This window comes from Erythrobacter epiphyticus (assembly GCF_034653295.1).
GTDB lineage: Bacteria > Pseudomonadota > Alphaproteobacteria > Sphingomonadales > Sphingomonadaceae > Erythrobacter.
Genome location: NZ_JAYEEU010000005.1, coordinates 1 through 15,787 on the forward strand (window position 1 = coordinate 1; position 15,787 = coordinate 15,787).

A 15,787-nucleotide genomic window follows, 5' to 3' on the forward strand; every position below is an offset into this window, starting at 1 on the left:
CGCGCCGACATTATGGGCCATGCCCGCAAGGGCACCAACGCCCTGCATTATTCCAAGCGGGTCGAGACGCATGGTGTGGCCCAAGTGCTGGCGGAATATCGCGCCTTCATGGTCAAGCAGATTGATGTCGCAACGAGCGATCTGCGCCCCCGCCCCGTTCGACTACTCCCGCTTCGCCATCGTTCGCGCACTGGCAAGCCGAGGCTCAGATTGAAGCAGGAAAAACGGATCACACCCGTGAGGGCCGCGCTGAAAGTGGAGGGACTGCGCGGCCTGATCTGGGACAAAGCTGCCAACCGGCACAGCGTGCCTGAACGACTGATTCCGCCGAAACCGGCGGTTCGTGAAACACCGAGGATAGCGCTGGCGAAGCCTACAAGTGGTCGGTTAGAGCGACAGCATTTTCAATCGTCTGACCTGCAGACATCCTTCTGGTGACCATAGTGGTCATAGGAGAACAATCATGGAGATGCCTGAGACCGGAAACACCACCACAATGCGCCAAGCTTGGAACGCAGGGAGGAGTGTCGGCGCCAAGCGTGCGCTTAAGCCGAAGCAGATCTGGGAAATCCGATTCTATCTCAATGAATGCCGCCGAGTGCGTGATCGTGCGCTGTTTGATCTTGCCATCGACAGCAAACTGCGCGGCTGCGACCTTGTGCGAATGAAGATCGGCGACATTGTTAACGGAGGGCAGATCCGAACGCGCGCAATCGTTATGCAGCAGAAAACAAGCCGCCCTGTTCAGTTCGAGATTTTGCCGGATGCCCGTGCCAGTCTGCTGGCCTGGCTTGAGCGCCGGGGTGGCGCCGTGGACGATTATGTCTTCCCAAGCCGGGTCGATCGGAACAGGCACCTCAGCACCCGCCAATATGCTCGGCTTGTTGATGAATGGGTAAGCGGGATCGGCTTGATGCGGAGCGAATACGGCACCCACTCTCTGAGGCGGACCAAGGCGTCGATCATCTACAGGGCCACCGGCAATCTGCGTGCCGTCCAGATACTTCTCGGTCACAGCAAGATCGAGAATACGGTGCGCTATCTCGGAATCGATGTCGAGGATGCACTTGCCCTCGCCGAAAACACGGAAATCTGAGCATTCGGCTCCTCGTTAGAGCCGGGGAGCCGACCTACCAGCGCTGGGACTTTCCTGCCATTGGAAGACGGCGTGACGGATCGACCGGTTTGGCCGAAACCGGCGTTCATAAAGCAGCGAAGATGATACTGGTAAGCTGGCAAGTGTTCATGAGCGCCGCAGCATGTTCAATCTTGAGACAGGTATCCGGCCCACCCAAGACTTATTGCTGCGCCCGCTAGTGCCGTTCTCACGGACGCAGCAATAAGCACGGAAAACCGGGACATGGCGATGACGTAATCCGATCCCATGTGTGCAATCTCTTCGGACCTTGATGGCCTGATCTGCCTCGGTGAGGCTTCATAATTCAGGCGGCGCCTGATCGCTCTCCAGCGCTTGCCTGAAACTTTCGGCATGGCGATGATGCAGGGTCATTGCAGCGTAGCAATCGCGGATTGTGCGACGAACTTCCGGCGACAATCGGGTGTCTGCCATCGCATCTGCAAACTTGGCCTTCAAATGACGTTCGCATGTTGCGACCTCGACGATGATGGCTTGTTCGTTTCGTCCCGTCATGGCCGATTTAAGGTTGGAAAAAACCCGGTGTGCACTGGCAGACAATGAACCGTTGCGTTGCGGGCTGCCGCCAAGCCGGATCACCTCACAGCGGAGCGTATCCATAACCGCTTGGCACGCGATCACGCGCTGATCGAACAGTGCGACAAGGCTGTCGCTTTCGACATTGTCTGCCGCGTCGAGAAAATCATCAATGCTGTCCAAAGTGGTGGCAATGAGGACATTCAGCGTGGTTTTTTCGTGTGATGCCATGGACATGGGGCTCTCCAAGCCAAGAGGATATCTTGCCGTATCGCACCCCTGACATGCCTCAATTGGAGGCACGCTTGCTCCGCCAGCTGAACGCCATCACACCAATTACGGCCACGACAGCTGTCAGGGCTGCGGCCAGCGAAGCTCGCGGATGCGCCTCGAACTCGTGCCTCGCATATTGCGCAGCCTCTTTCGCTGCCTGGGCCGCGTGAGCCCGCATGCTTTCCGCAAGTTTGGCGGTCTCGGTGGCCGCAGCTGTGAGCACTTCGCCAGCTTCCTGCGAGATGGCATCCTTGGTAGCCGCAGCAGCCTTGAAGGTCTCGGCTGCGCGATCAACAGTGTCCTGAAATTGGCCGGACAGACCTTGTGATGAGGCATTGGACATGATGGGTTCCTTTCTGTTTGGCGCCAAAGCGGTGTAGGCTCTGGCAAGCCTAGATCTTGTCGCCGAGCGCGCCTTTAATCGCGCCGGATGCCTTCTGAGCCTTGCCCTTGCCTTGCTGGACGATGCCCTTGGCAACGAGCTTGGGATTGTCGCTTGCACGCCCTGCGGCAGCCTTGGTCTTGCCGATTGCTTCGTTTGCGATGCCTTTGGCCTTGTCGGTGAATTCACCCATGATTCAGCTCCTTGAAATATGGCAGAAAAACTCTGCGGTCAGTCCGGATGACATCGCGTCACCGGCCAATCTTTATGCCGTCCAGCGAAGCCAGGACGCCAAAGGACTGGAGCAGCCAAAGAACGACAACGATCACAACCACTCCGTTGAGAATGGTTTTGATCTTGCCGTCCATCGGCAAATACGTGTTGATGAGCCAGAGCAGAACGCCGACGACCACCAGCACGATCACAAGATTGATAAGCGGCATGATCGGCACTCCTTGTTGAACGTGTCTCTACGATGTCAGGTCGCCGTGCGTCAGGTGCGCCTGCCTCTGAGTACATTCACCAGGAATACGATCACGGCGATCACCAAAAGCAGATGAATCAAGCCGCCCAATGTCGTGGATGTGGCCAATCCAAGCACCCATAAGACGATCAGTATAGCGATGATGGTGTAGAGCATGGCCCTTCCCTTCCGTGGGATTGGATATGTGCCGCAAAGGGTTATTCAGCGACACCTGATATCCTGATTGCGTTCAATGGCCCTACCGGCAACGCCGCCGCCGATCGCCCCGAGTATCGTGCCGATCTCTTCCGAACCGCCCGGTGCGATAAGATTGCCAAGGACACCGCCAGCAATCGCGCCGACAATCAATCCGGTCGTGCCATCCGACCTGCGGCAGTAATAGCGTCCGTCCTCGCCGCGATAGATCCGCTCGTTGCGGGAAAGCCGCCGTTCGCGATAGCGCCGCGGGTCGTCGCGATAATACCGATCAGCATAGTACGACCCGTAGTTGGGATCGGGCCGATTGTAATCGTACCGAGACCAGTCACTGCGATAGTCGCGTGCCTGATAATCGCCTGCACAGCCCCACAAGGTCGCTGCGGACAATACGCCGAGAGCTAATTTGAACATGGCCCACCTTTCCAAAAGAGCGGGCATCCGGCCAATGTGCCAAGTCATCAGCATGTTCAGCCGGATGCCCTAGTCGGGGTCGCATTGCTCTTATGAGCTTATGCCCGGGCTGCGGTCAGACTCGGAAACTACGCAAGAAGCGCAGCACTCGTGCGACCTGCTCGTATGCCTCGTGACAAAAATGCGGGATCATCCGCCGGGAAAAGCTAACACCAAGGTGGCAAGGACCCCTGCCGCGCAGCACCATCTGCGCGTGCGATAACGACCGGGCGATTCTCGGCCCTAATCGGGAAGGGCAGCCAGCGCTGCACGCACCAGCTCAGGAATGCTGCGGACTCCCAATCTGTCCATGATGTGTGCCCGATGGCTTTCTACCGTGCGCTGCGAAATGCCGAGTTCAAAAGCGATGATCTTGCTCGGCTTTCCTGCCAGCACCAGATCAAGCACGGCCTTTTGCCGTGGCGTCAGCGCTGCCAATTGTCCTGCATCATCACCGCCGCGAACAGTCTGGGATTGGCTAGCTGAAGTCTGCGCAACGGCACGGTGGATGCTCTCGATCAAATCGCGTCGGCTGACTGGCAGAGGGATGAAATCGTTAGCGCCTGATCGCATAGCCTGCACCGCCGTGGCGATATCTCCGGTGCCGATCATCAGGATTGCCGGGACCTCATCTCCCTTCGCGCGCAAGTGCTCGATGAGGGCGATGCCAGTGATGTCAGGCAAGTCTCCATCGATGAACAGGCATCGCTCCTGCTCAGTCGGCTCTTCGGCCAGAAACGTCTCGGCATCTGGATAAATCCTGACAGACCAATTTTCGTGTTGGAGCACACTGCGCAAGGTTTCGCGCTTATCCGGATTGCCTTCGATAACGCAGATCACGCGGGACTCCACCGCCGCGCTCGCCGCGCTTTGCCTAGAAGTGGCATGGGTCAGTTTGCGGATCGCGGCGTGAAGCGCTTCTGCTGCTGCCGGTTTGCTCAACAGCAGACATTCGGCCATCTCGATCTTCGAGAGCGCGCCTTGCGAGATATCGCCGGTTAGAACGATGCCGGGCACAGGCTCTTCAAATCTCGCACGCAAGGCGCTCAGCACCTCGATCCCATCCATGTGTCCTGGCAGATTATAGTCGGTGATCATCAGATCGGGCAGGATCGCACCTTGCCCGACCAGCTCGAGCGCAGCGCGACCATCCTTTGCCGAGATCACTGTGTGCCCGGCTGCGGCCAGGAGGGCTTCAAGCGCCTCGCGCACACCCGGATCATCCTCGATCAATGCGATGGTGTTGCATCCCGGCTTGTCCTCAGGCAATTCGAGCGCTTTAAGGTCCGGCACTTTGGGTGCAGCAAGCGCTGACCTCAAAGCGCGCGGGACAGTCACGAAGAAAACCGAGCCTTTGCCCGGCCACGAACGGACGTTCACATCATGCCCAAGAAGTTGGCCGAGTTCGCGCACGATCGTAAGCCCTAGTCCGAAACCCCGCCCGCTTTCACGGGCAGGGTTATCGATCTGATGGAATTCATCAAAGATCGCCTGTAGCTGATCGTCAGCGATGCCGATGCCTGTATCCCATACTTCGATCCGGATATCATTCCCGACATAGCGACAGCCCATCAGGATCCGTCCTCCGGACGCGGTGAATTTGACGGCATTTCCCAGCAGGTTGCGCAGCATCACCTCAATCAGGCGCGGGTCGCTGAACAGGATGGCGCTGGTCGGCATTACCTGTAGCCTGATCGACTTTGCTTGAGCCTGCGGCTGGAATTCTGCCAGCAACCGGTCAAACATCTCGGACGCCGGGAAAGTCGAGGTACTGATCTCGAGCACACCGGACTCAATCTGGTTGATATCAAGCAGCGAGTTCAGCATCTCTGTCATGGTATTGAGCAGCATGCCGAACTGATCGACCAGCTCGCGCGCCCTTCCGCCAGCGATCTCCTGCAACAGCATCGACTGGACCAGTTTGAGCGACTGGAGCGGCTGGCGCAGATCATGGCTTGCCACGGCAAGGAAGCGCGATTTGCCGCGGTTGGATTGTTCGGCGGCCCGCCGCGCCTCATCAAGCGCGACCGCCGTCCGGCGTCGTTCGGTGATGTCAAAGAAGGTGATCACTACACCTTCGACCCGGTCGTCATGCGTACGATAGGGAAAAATGCGGCGTTGGAACCATGATCCAGCAGGCCCCGCAATCTCGCAGGCGATGGTGTTGCTGTCACGCAGCACGATACGAGCATCTGCGAGCAGGTCAGCGTCATCGGTGAGCGATTGCAGATCGGACAGGGGGCGCCCGATGTCGCCGGGAATGACATTGAAGAACGTCTTGGTGGCGGGGGTGAAGAACCTGATGCGCAGCTTCTCATCGAGGAACAGGGTGGCCACGTTGGTGCTGTAGAGAATATTCTGGAGATCGTCCGAAGCAATCCGCTGGCGATCAAGCGTTTCCTGCAACTGGCTGTTGAGTGCGATCAATTCTTCGTTAAGTGATTGCAATTCCTCCTTCGAGGTCAGCAATTCCTCATTGGTGGACTGGAACTCCTCGTTGACGGACAGCGCTTCGTCATTGATCGCCTTCTGTTCGAGGACCAGGGCATCGCGGCTCTGGATCGCTTTCTGCAGTTCGGCATGAACCGTTTCCAGCTCGCGTTCGAGTTCGCGCACTTGCGACTGTGTGTCGTCGCTTAGGCGCGCTGGTTCGTCGGCGGGGCGAGAAGGTTTCTCTATGAAGCTGACAAGATGCAGCGTCTCGCCGTCACTTTCGAGAAAGCGAACGTACATGGTGAAGAGCACGGGCTTCCCGTCCACGCTCGTCTCACAGAGATGGGTATTGACCGTCGGATGATCGCGTTGCGCGCGCGAAAGGGCGTAGCGCAGGGTGCCGCGCAGTTCTGTCGGCACCATCGCCATCACGTCCAGCGATGGTGGTCCGGCCGCCACCTTGAGGTATCGGCTCACTGGGCCGACGGTATAGACGCATTGGCGCTGGGCATTGATCAGCAGGCTTGCTGGCGCAAAGTTTTCAAGCACGGTGTCCCGGCACAGATTGGCCAGCACGGTCTGCCTCGTCACTTGCTGTTTGGATTCAAGCATATCGAGCCGCGGCAGGTTTTCGATGATACTCAAGGGAAAGCCAGCCTCTCCCGGCCTGCTTTGTGCAAGATGGCGATAGATATGCTCGGCCTTGTGAACGACTGCGAAGCGACCGTTTGAATTGCCAGGCGTTTCGGCCATGCCCAGCATCAGGATGCCATTCTCGCGCAGGGCAAAATGGAACAACGAAATGACTTTGGCTTGCGCTTCCGGCTTCAGGTAGATCAGGAGATTGCGACAGGATACCATGTCCATCCGCGAGAACGGCGGATCATTCAGCACATCCTGCACGGTGAACACCACCGATCCGCGCAGGCCTGAAGTGACGCGATAGCCGTTTTCCTCGGCGATGAAATAGCGAGCCAGCCGGTCAGCCGGAACCTCGTCCCTGATCGAAAGCGGATAGAGACCCTCTCGCGCCACCGCGATCGCCTGGACATCAATGTCGGATGCGAAAATCTGCAGCTTGATGTCGCGGCGCGACGCCATGATGGCATCGCGAAAGATCATCGCCAGCGAATAGGCTTCTTCGCCGGTGCTGCATCCGACAACCCAAATCCGCAAGGCCTGATTTGCCGCCAGATTGCCGATAAGTTCGGGAATGACTTCAGTTTCCAGCAGATCAAACACCGCCTTGTCGCGGAAAAAGCTGGTGACATTGATCAAGAGATCTTCGGCCAGCGAGCGGCATTCTTCCTCGTTATGGGTCAGCTCATCATGATAACGCGAAATGGCACCCGCCGGCAGCCCGCGCAGCCCCATGCGCCTCTGGATGCGCCGTTCCAGCGTGCCGCGCTTGTAAGCACTGAAATCCTGGCCAACCTTCTGCTGCAACAAGGTAATGATGGCCTGGATATCGCTGGTCTCGTAGGCATCGGGCAACATCGCAACCGCAGCCGCTGCATCGGCAATCTGGACCGAAATCCTCGCCAGCTCCGGCGGGATGCGGGATAATGGCACGACGGCGTTCACAAGACCTGTCATGATGGCGCTGCGCGGCATTCCATCATGTTCCGCCTCTTTGGGATCCTGCACGATGATGTATCCGCCGCTTCTGTGGAGCGCCGCCAAGGCCGCACTGCCATCCTCGCCATTGCCCGAAAGGATGACGCACACCGATCGTGCGCCGTATCCTTCAGCCAAGGAACGGATCAGAAAATCGATTGGCAATCGGATGTGGTCGCCCGCCTGTGGCCTCGACAGATGCAAGACGCCAAATCGAACCGACATGAAATGGCCGGGCGGACAGATATAGATTTCGTCCGGATTGATCGCCATGCCCTCCGCTGCTTCGCGGATGGGCATACGCGTGTGGCTGGCAAGCAGTTCGGCCAGCTGGCTGGCGTGATAGGGGTCAAGATGCTGCACCAGAAGGAACGCCATGCCGGTATCTGCGGGCATGACATCCAACAGCTGCGTCATCGCTTCCAGACCGCCCGCTGACGCACCGATCGCGACGATCGGGCACTGCAAACCGGATCTGGTATCTGCGTGGGGCGACAATGTCGCCGGGCGCACCCCGGCCTTGCGCGGTACCGAGCCCGCTCCGGCAGGCTTTCTTTTTCCTGCCTCAGGAGTGCTATCTTGGCTCATCAGACAGACGGTCTAGCAGGAAAGCGCGGCGTCCGCACCTTGAAACAACCCCAGGTGCGGCACCGTGGTCGGCGGTCCGCTGACAGGCCAATCCGTATATCCACGCATTGAATTGTCGCGCCCGGAACTGTATATTCTAGCCAGCTACCAGTCGTGATCGACGGTTCCGAGGGCTACGTTTCAGCCCCTCCCTACTTTCCCTTGCGTCTCTTAGCGCCGCGCACAAGCGGTCGCTCCTGAACGCCTGCGCACAATAGAAGGAAATCGATCATGACCAGCTATGGCAAGATCAGAAACTACAATGGCAAGACGGGCTGCGGAACCATTACACCCGAACAGGGCGGCGCGCCGCTCGACTTCGTCAAGGCGGATCTCCAACAGGAAGCTGCCGAACCGAAGGCCGGCGAGCGTTATGGTTACGATACCCGCCAGATGAGCGGAGGTAAGCCCCATGCGGTCAACCTTCAGCAGGACCGCCAGCATGACCAAGCCCAGCAACAGCAGGGCTGATCGCTGACCCAGACCCGGGCGCATCATGAGGGTGCGCCCGGTTTTGGCTCGACATGCTCTGTTATTGAGGCGCGCAAGGAGGCTCTGGCATGGATCTCAACACACTGCTCTACGCCCGTCAGCTCGCCCTGATGAAAATCGACACACGCGCTGCTGGTGCTGATGCGCGATCCTGTCCTGACAAGATCGCGCCTGTCGCCACCCAAACCCGGCGATTGCGCGATCGCGATCTCATGACCGAAACGCCGCTGCCACCTGATGAAGAGCTGGAAACATGGGAAAGCGAGGGCGGTTCGCTGCCTCCATCTGCAGATGCCTCGTTGACCGGTTCTGGGACCACCTGATGCCCAGAATATCATGCCACAACCTGCACCTATTCCGGTGCTGATTTCGCATTGGCGAAAGCTGAAGACTGGCGGCAACCACCCCGATCAATCTGGGATCGGCTTGTCAAGCACAAGACGGGACACGGTGGATGGGCACAATCGAAGGATAAGCACTCATGGAAGCCGAAGAAACCGAACTCGAACGAAGAGTGCTTGCGCATGCGCGGATCTTGCGGACCCTCATACGGTTTCTCGCAGATGATCGTCCAGACATACTCACCCGCTTGCAGACGGCTTTCGGAGCCGGGCACAATATCGGCGAGTATGAGCAGGATTTCAGCTCGACAGAACAATATGGAGCCGTTTTTCTGCGATCAATTGAACGGGAAATCCAGCAGAAGAACTGTGGTCACTAGGGCCTGTCTCGTGGTGTTACGAGAGCGCCCGCCGCTTTGCTCTTTTGGAATTGCCTGAAGGATTGATCAAAAGCGAAATAAGGATGTCTCGCAGACTGCCATCATGAGGCCGCTCCATTCGGATCCTCTACAAGGAGCGGGCATCGTTTGGGACCACTCAGCTGCCGGTCGACTGGCTCGACTTGTGGGATTGGCTAGTTAGAACAGTGCCATGACTATAGCGCAACCGACATCACCCAAATGCTTTTTCGCCGCCTGGGTATTGGCTTGGGCGACTGCAGTCTATCTGCCGAGCCTCATGATTGCGGCCTTGTCGCTCTCGCCGCTCGTATCCGCTGGGAATCTTTTGCTGGATGCCTTCGAAGTTGCGGACGAGGTGTCGCCTGCAGCGAAGCTGACCTACGCAATCCTTTTCAGCGCCCTCGTGGTGGTTGCGCGCTTGGGCGGTGCTCGACGTGGGGTGTCAATCAATGTTCTGATTGGAGTGGTGAGTATCGCGCTGGTTGTGGCGCTGCTTCCTGAATACTGGTCGCGCGGTTTCGGGATCGGCCTCAACGGAGTGAGGTTCGACCCATTCACAACGACCATTTATGCGATCGGCGGTATCGCCAGCGGTGTCGTTTTCTCACTGCTCGAAGCGAAATGCTTGGCGCGCAGTCCGGAGCACGCACTTGACCGGTCATCCGATCATTGAATGCGAAGGCAGCAATCCACCCACTCTTGGTCAGGCGCGGGGCCAGTGCGCGACCCTGGAAGTGGCGTGGCGGCTTTTGGCGAAAACAGACATTGAGCGCCGCTGCGGGGAATGACTGGATCGGGGGCGGGAGCCGTCACGGCTCGGATCGGGCCGCGAATGGCGGCTTAGCCTCGCTTCTGGAAAATTCCTGCCTTTCAGCAAACGACCCCGAAGCAGTCATCAGTTCATTGGCATGATCATTTTCATGATGGGGCTGAGTACGCGCGGACAGCATGTCAGCACCATGGCGGTGACGAGCACAGCAGAGCCGATGAGCACCGGCGCAAACAGCGCGGCAAAGCTTGCACCGTCGCGCAGGATCGTGAGCACAATGCTGCCTGTCAGCAACAGCCAGCCAAGCCGTTGCGGTGTGCGCCCGGGCTCCGAGCGAGTGCGCGTCACCGCCTGCCAGTGCCTCGGCTGCGACAACGCCAGCAAGGCGCATCCGAACAGGGCGGCGAGCACCGCACCAAGCAGGAGCAGCATATTCATTCGGCAGGCATGGGATCGAATGGACGTTCGGGCATTGGTGACGGCGCAAGCCTGATCGCCGCCCAAGCGGCAATTCCTGCGGTGATGAGCAGGAGCAAGTCCATCCCGGCTACGGCCCATTCTCCCTCAGCTAGCGTCACGCCAATATGATCGCCGGTGGTAACGGCGTTCGATGCGACCGCTGCGATGGCGAGGACGGCAATGGCCCAGGCTTGCTGGGCCCAGGCGCGCTCGCGCAGGATCGCGGCGTGAACGAAGGCGATCAGCCAGACCAGCCAGAACACTTGCACTTCAGCATCGGCCCTCGCGCCTTTCACCGGGAAGGCATCTGCCGGGATCAATCGGTTGGCGACGAAGAAGGCGCCAGTCGCGGCAATGATCCCGGTCACGCCGCCGATGGTCAGCGCCTCGACGGTGCGATAGCCGAGCGAGGCACGCGCCAGCCTCCCCTCGCGGCTGCGCAGCCAGAACAGGTTGCCTGTCGCAATCATCACGCAGCCGCCGAGCCCGCCGAGGAAGTAGAGCCAGCGCAGCGGCCAATGGCCGAATTGGATGAAGTGCGCGCCCTGCACCCATGCGGACGCCTCGCCGATCGGCGGCTTGACGAAGTCCTGAAGGACAGCGCCGCTCTGGCCGTCCAGCACCGCGACATATTTGCTCAGCACCACCCGGTCCTCGGGAAAGGTGTTGCGGAAATAAACGACCGCGCTTTCGTCGCCATTGTTCAGAATGCGCAAGATGTTTGTCTTGACGGGTGCGCCCTCGGTCTCGGACCACATCGCCTCTGCCTTGCGCTTCATGGCATCGAGCGAGGCGATCGGTGCGGGCCTTCCGGTGCGGGGGCCGGGATCGTAAGCTCCCGATATTGCTGCTTCGGCCTTGTCCATGTCGCCGCCAAAGGGCTCGGCCATGCCCCAGGGTAGGTAAAGCGAAGCGAAGATCAGCAGGCCCGAAAACGGCATCAGGATATAGAACGGCAGGCCGACAAGCGATGACAGATTGTGCAGATCAAGGGTCGCGCGGCGCGGCTTGCGCTGCGGGCGGAACACAAACAACTCGGCGATGATCTTGCGATGCACGAAGATGCCCGAAACCAGCAAAAGCAGCATCGCAAGCGCCGCCAAGCCGACGATCCAGTATCCCAGATTCTGCCATTCGATGGTAAGCGAGAGATGGAAGGGGTAGATAAAGCCCGATCCGGCATGGCTGTCGGTCACGCTGATCGGCGCGCCGGTGCGCGGGTCGAGCAGCAGGTTCTGGAACGCGCCCTGACTGTCGCGATAGAAGACGCCGATTGTCGGATGGCGCTCGGTCGGCACCACGAAATTGACGTAATCGCTGGTGGCGGCATCGGGCGGCAGCTGCGCCAGCAGCCGATCATAGGAAACCTCGCGCCCATCATGGGCAATGCGCGTTTCGGGGATCATCCAGCGGTCGATCTCGGGTGCGAAGATGGTCAGCGTGCCCATCCAGAACACCGCGAACAAGACGATGCCGAGCACCACGCCAAGCCACGTGTGCGTCCAGTTCATCGCCTGGCGGAAGTCTTCGCTGATTCTCGGCACCGGTCTCGCGCCCCCCTTCAGATCATGACTGCCGCGGCGATCATCGCGGCGGCGAGCATAAGCAGGATCGTGCCATTGCGCCACGGCCGGCGGGTGGACAGGATGAACAGGCAGGCCGGCACATAGACAAACAGGGCAAGCAGGCTGGCGAGGCTCAACGCCTCGCCCCGCTCCATCCCCAGCAGCGGCAGCGCCGATCCGGCGAGCGCCACGAACCCCGACACCAGTGCATAGCCGCCGACAAAGCCGACCAGCAGCCGCCACAGGGCAAGCGCGCCGCCAAACCCGGCGGGGGCACGCTGTGAGCCTGCGGTCTGCCGGTTGCCTGCCATCGCCTCAGAACTCCGTTGTCAGCGAGAAGAACGCAGCGCGCGGCGATCCGAACAGGAACTGGCCGAAGGCGGTGCCTTCAATGAAGTCCTCGTCCGTCACGTTGCGCACGTTCACCCGCGCGGTCAGGCGCTGGTCGCCGATCTCGAAGGCATAGCGCAGGCCGAGATCGAAGCGCACATAGCCATCGATCGTGAAGGTGTTGATGTCGTTGGCGACGCGATCGCCGGTGTAGAACAGGCCTGCGTTGACCGCGAGACCGGGCACCATCGGCAGTTTCCAGTCGGCGTAGAGGTTCGCCTGATAACGCGGCACGCCGCTCGGCCGATTGCCATTGACGGCGGGATTGTCGGGATTGTTGATCGTCGGATCGAGATAGAGGCCGCCGGCGATCACCCGCAGGTTCGGCGTCAGCTCGCCTGACAAGGTAAGCTCGAAGCCGCGATGGTTCTGATCGCCGATGTAGTCGAAGAAGTCGCGCTCGTCGAAGGTCGCCAGCGGTTGGCTGATGTCGAAATAAGCGGCCGTCAGCAAAGCGCCGGTGAACAGCTCGGCCTTCACACCGATCTCGTACTGGCTGGTGCGCGCCGGATCGAGAAACACCTGGGTGCCGAAATTGATCGCGGTAATAGGGATCTGGACGCCGGTGGTTATGCCTTGCGCATAGCTGCCGTAGATCGTCAGCTTGTCGTTCGGCTGGATCAGGATCCCGACGTTGGGGGTTGTGGCGCTGTCATCATAGGTGGTCCGCAGCGTCGGGTTGGCGAGGGTCTGCTCCTGATTGCGCTGCTCGGCATGGCGCACAGCGCCGAACAGCTTCAGCCATTCGGTCACCGTCACAAGATCCGAGACGAACACCGCTTCCTGAGAAATGATCAGCGCATCGACTACCGGCGAGGTGACAAGGCTGGCAGGCGCGGGGCGCGGGAGCGTGACGGGGTTGAACACGTTCGATGTACCAAGGATCGGGGTCGCCGAAGTCAGGGCGAACTTGAGCGGATTGCGGCTGTATGCCGCGCCGACCGCGACTTCGTGGGTGATCCCGAGCGTCCTGAATTCCCCGGTCACGAAAGCCTCGGCCGAAAACGGATCGCGCACCTGATTGGGACTGAAGAAGATGGTCGCGGTGTAATCGCCGTTTGCCTGCAATGTGCCGGCGCGGATGCCGACCCCCTGCTGGTCGCGCTCAAGCCGCATCTGCTGCGCGCGCGCCTGCAAGGTCCAGCCCGGCGCGAACTCCCACTTCGCGCCCAGCGAACCGATCACGTTGGAGGTGGGATAGGTGCCGAAGTCCTGCCCCAGAAAGGTGGTCTGGTCGAAGTTTTCCAGAACCCGGCGGCGCTGCTCGGGGGTCACCCCTGCGGCGAACGAGCCGAAGCTGATGATCGACTGCTGTTCGAGCTCGCGGAACTGGTATTCGAACTCAAAGTCGATCACCAGATTGTCGGCAGGCTTCCATTCGAGCAGCGCGCTGGCGAGGTAGCGCCCGCCCGCAACGCCATCAACGAAGGTCGCCTCTCGCGCGGCCACTGCATTGAGCCGCACCCTGAGATTGTCCCCGATCGGGCCGCCCACATCGGCGTGGATGCCATAGCCGCCATAACTGTCGCCGAACGCCTGCGCGAAGGTGTAGGCTGTTGGCGTGGGGCGCTTGAGAACGTAGTTGATCACGCCGCCAGGAGGCGTGAAGCCATAGCGCACGCCGGTCGGCCCCTTGATGATCTCGACCGCTGCCTTGTTCTCGAACGGGCTTTGCACCTGGTTCTGGAAGATCAGCCCCTCGCGCCGGTAGCTGGAGGAGTTATCGAGATTGTAGCCGCGCACGTTGATCGTGTCGTTGAAGCCCGGCGGCGTGCTGACGATGGTCGAAGGGTCGTTGCGGGCGATGTCGCCGAGCGAGCGCACCTGCTGGTCGATCAGCAGTTCCTGTGTGATGACCGTCACCGAAAAGGGCGTATCGAGGATGCTCTGCTCGCCGAAGGTGCCGCCCGACTGGGTTTCCGATTTGTAGCCGGTTTCGCGCTTGCCGACGACGAGAATCTCCTCGGCGGTGCGGCGTGCGCGGGTGCCGTCACTATCATCATCTGCGCTGTTCGCACTGCTGTCCTGCGATTGAGCCGCTGCAGCTGCCGGCAAGATCGCCCCGCCTGCAAGAACGAGTGCGAGCAGTGATGTAGTCGCGCGGAAGGTGTTCATGGATGGCCCCGGATAAGCTTTAACCGCCGCCGCCAATGATGCGATTGCGAATCATTGTCAATTGCAGAATCGAATGTCACAAGAAATTGGGATCGGCGCAACGCTGGTCAGGGCACCTGCGAGCCTTGCCATCGGCCCATGAGATGCAGCCCCAGGAGACGCGGCAGGCCGGTCTATTAGATTTGGCTGGCATCCGGCGGGCGAGATAGGGAATATTCTGCCCGATGGATGGAAACTGGATCGAGGCGATAGGCGCCATCAGCGGCGGGGCGACCGAGCAGGCGGCGTGCCATCCGTCCGGTTCTGCCTACTGGCAATCGAGCGGGGTGAATCCCCAAAGGCTTGAATACCAGGCCGACTTGCCCGCCGGGCTTCATTTCGGCTGTGGCCTCACCCCGGGGATCGAGAGTGTGGCGCCGTTCGGACAGATGGCTGTCACCGGCGCAGGCGCGACGCTGGTGATCTGCACCGCCCCGGTCACCATGACCACGATCCTTGCCCCGGGACAATTCCACTCAGCCGGATTGTCTGCCGAGCCGTCGCAGCTCGACGGGTTCGGCCCGCTGGCGGACTTTGCCCGTCGTCAGGGCGATGTCTGCATGGCGCTTTCGGGCGTGCCGCGGTCTGTCATCGCCCGCCTTGCCATGCCGATCGACCCGTGGTTCCAGGGCACTGCGCGGGAGATGGCGCGCGAGGCGCGGGCGCTAGAACTGGTCGCGGTGTTCGAGGAAGCGCTGTGCCGTCCGCGCCCTTCGGATGCCGACGCGCCGCGCTCCCGCAGTCTGGCGCGCGAGGCCTGCGCGATCATCGAGGCCGAGTTCGCCCGCCCGCTCTCCATCGCCGAGCTTGCCCGCCGGACCGGATGCAGTCCGCGGACCTTGAGCGAGGCGTTCCGGCGCGAGTTCGGTCTGTCGATCGGCGGTTATCTGACCCGCTTCCGACTGGACGAGGCCGGACGGCTGCTGCGGCAAGGGATAGGCCCGACCGAGGTCGCCTACCGGGTGGGCTATTCCCCGGCCCACTTCTCAACCGCCTTCAAGCGGCAGCACGGGATCGCTCCGAGCCGCTGGCAGAGGTGATTGCCCGCCAGCCAAAGCAATTGCCCGAATGCGAAAGTCA

Annotated in this window: 18 protein-coding genes; 7 read left to right on the forward strand and 11 right to left on the reverse strand. The window is 60.3% G+C overall.

Annotated elements, in window-relative coordinates:
- Positions 1-438 (forward strand): hypothetical protein (locus tag SOQ14_RS03765; RefSeq protein ID WP_322896722.1); only part of this gene is annotated, 438 nt, incomplete at its 5' end.
- Positions 439-463: 25 nt separating this feature from the next.
- The gene (locus SOQ14_RS03770; protein ID WP_322896723.1) at positions 464-1,096 is read left to right on the forward strand and encodes a tyrosine-type recombinase/integrase; all 633 of its coding nucleotides are present in this window, start codon (positions 464-466) and stop codon (positions 1,094-1,096) included.
- Positions 1,097-1,435: 339 nt separating this feature from the next.
- Here the strand turns inward: SOQ14_RS03770 and SOQ14_RS03775 are convergent, their stop codons facing one another.
- The 7 genes from SOQ14_RS03775 to SOQ14_RS03805 all read right to left on the reverse strand — a co-directional run bounded on the left by SOQ14_RS03775 (position 1,436) and on the right by SOQ14_RS03805 (position 8,097).
- On the reverse strand, positions 1,436-1,903 hold the full coding sequence (locus SOQ14_RS03775; RefSeq protein WP_322896724.1) for a ferritin-like domain-containing protein: 468 nt from the start codon (positions 1,901-1,903) through the stop codon (positions 1,436-1,438).
- A gap of 58 nt (positions 1,904-1,961) precedes the next feature.
- Positions 1,962-2,288: a hypothetical protein gene (locus SOQ14_RS03780; protein ID WP_322896725.1), complete on the reverse strand. Its 327-nt coding sequence runs from the start codon at positions 2,286-2,288 to the stop codon at positions 1,962-1,964.
- A gap of 49 nt (positions 2,289-2,337) precedes the next feature.
- Positions 2,338-2,520: a CsbD family protein gene (locus tag SOQ14_RS03785; protein WP_322896726.1), complete on the reverse strand. Its 183-nt coding sequence runs from the start codon at positions 2,518-2,520 to the stop codon at positions 2,338-2,340.
- Positions 2,521-2,578: 58 nt separating this feature from the next.
- Positions 2,579-2,770 carry a Thivi_2564 family membrane protein gene (locus SOQ14_RS03790; RefSeq protein WP_322896727.1) on the reverse strand — a complete coding sequence of 64 codons (192 nt, stop codon included), beginning with the start codon at positions 2,768-2,770 and terminating at the stop codon, positions 2,579-2,581.
- 50 nt (positions 2,771-2,820) lie between these two features.
- Positions 2,821-2,967: a lmo0937 family membrane protein gene (locus SOQ14_RS03795; RefSeq protein WP_322896728.1), complete on the reverse strand. Its 147-nt coding sequence runs from the start codon at positions 2,965-2,967 to the stop codon at positions 2,821-2,823.
- 45 nt (positions 2,968-3,012) lie between these two features.
- Positions 3,013-3,420 (reverse strand): glycine zipper 2TM domain-containing protein, encoded by a 408-nt coding sequence (locus SOQ14_RS03800; protein ID WP_322896729.1) that lies wholly within the window; start codon positions 3,418-3,420, stop codon positions 3,013-3,015.
- A gap of 282 nt (positions 3,421-3,702) precedes the next feature.
- Complete coding sequence (locus tag SOQ14_RS03805; protein WP_322896730.1) at positions 3,703-8,097, reverse strand: chemotaxis protein CheB; 4,395 nt, start codon at positions 8,095-8,097, stop codon at positions 3,703-3,705.
- 270 nt (positions 8,098-8,367) lie between these two features.
- Here SOQ14_RS03805 and SOQ14_RS03810 point away from each other — a divergent pair, with 270 nt between their 5' ends.
- From SOQ14_RS03810 to SOQ14_RS03825, 4 genes are all read left to right on the forward strand, one after another.
- Entirely contained in the window at positions 8,368-8,607 is a 240-nt protein-coding gene (locus SOQ14_RS03810) for a cold-shock protein (protein WP_322896731.1), read from the forward strand.
- Between the two features lie 89 nt (positions 8,608-8,696).
- A complete protein-coding gene (locus tag SOQ14_RS03815; protein ID WP_322896732.1) occupies positions 8,697-8,951 on the forward strand; it encodes a hypothetical protein in 255 nt (84 codons plus the stop codon).
- Positions 8,952-9,109: 158 nt separating this feature from the next.
- On the forward strand, positions 9,110-9,349 hold the full coding sequence (locus SOQ14_RS03820; RefSeq protein WP_322896733.1) for a hypothetical protein: 240 nt from the start codon (positions 9,110-9,112) through the stop codon (positions 9,347-9,349).
- 211 nt (positions 9,350-9,560) lie between these two features.
- Positions 9,561-10,043, forward strand: coding sequence for a hypothetical protein (locus SOQ14_RS03825; protein WP_322896734.1), 483 nt, complete (start codon positions 9,561-9,563; stop codon positions 10,041-10,043).
- Positions 10,044-10,265: 222 nt separating this feature from the next.
- On the opposite strand, the gene SOQ14_RS03830 is transcribed toward SOQ14_RS03825, so the two are convergent.
- The 4 genes from SOQ14_RS03830 to SOQ14_RS03845 are packed head-to-tail and all read right to left on the reverse strand — an operon-like array spanning position 10,266 to position 14,668.
- A complete protein-coding gene (locus tag SOQ14_RS03830) occupies positions 10,266-10,577 on the reverse strand; it encodes a DUF3325 family protein (RefSeq protein ID WP_322896735.1) in 312 nt (103 codons plus the stop codon).
- Entirely contained in the window at positions 10,574-12,142 is a 1,569-nt protein-coding gene (locus tag SOQ14_RS03835) for a PepSY-associated TM helix domain-containing protein (protein ID WP_322896736.1), read from the reverse strand. The genes SOQ14_RS03830 and SOQ14_RS03835 overlap by 4 nt, the downstream gene beginning before the upstream one ends.
- A 17-nt stretch (positions 12,143-12,159) precedes the next feature.
- Positions 12,160-12,474, reverse strand: coding sequence for a hypothetical protein (locus SOQ14_RS03840; protein ID WP_322896737.1), 315 nt, complete (start codon positions 12,472-12,474; stop codon positions 12,160-12,162).
- A gap of 4 nt (positions 12,475-12,478) precedes the next feature.
- The gene (locus SOQ14_RS03845) at positions 12,479-14,668 is read right to left on the reverse strand and encodes a TonB-dependent siderophore receptor (RefSeq protein ID WP_322896738.1); all 2,190 of its coding nucleotides are present in this window, start codon (positions 14,666-14,668) and stop codon (positions 12,479-12,481) included.
- Between the two features lie 224 nt (positions 14,669-14,892).
- On the opposite strand from SOQ14_RS03845, the gene SOQ14_RS03850 reads away from it, so the two are divergent.
- Positions 14,893-15,747, forward strand: coding sequence for a helix-turn-helix domain-containing protein (locus SOQ14_RS03850; RefSeq protein ID WP_322896739.1), 855 nt, complete (start codon positions 14,893-14,895; stop codon positions 15,745-15,747).
- The last annotated feature ends 40 nt before the right edge of the window (positions 15,748-15,787 follow it).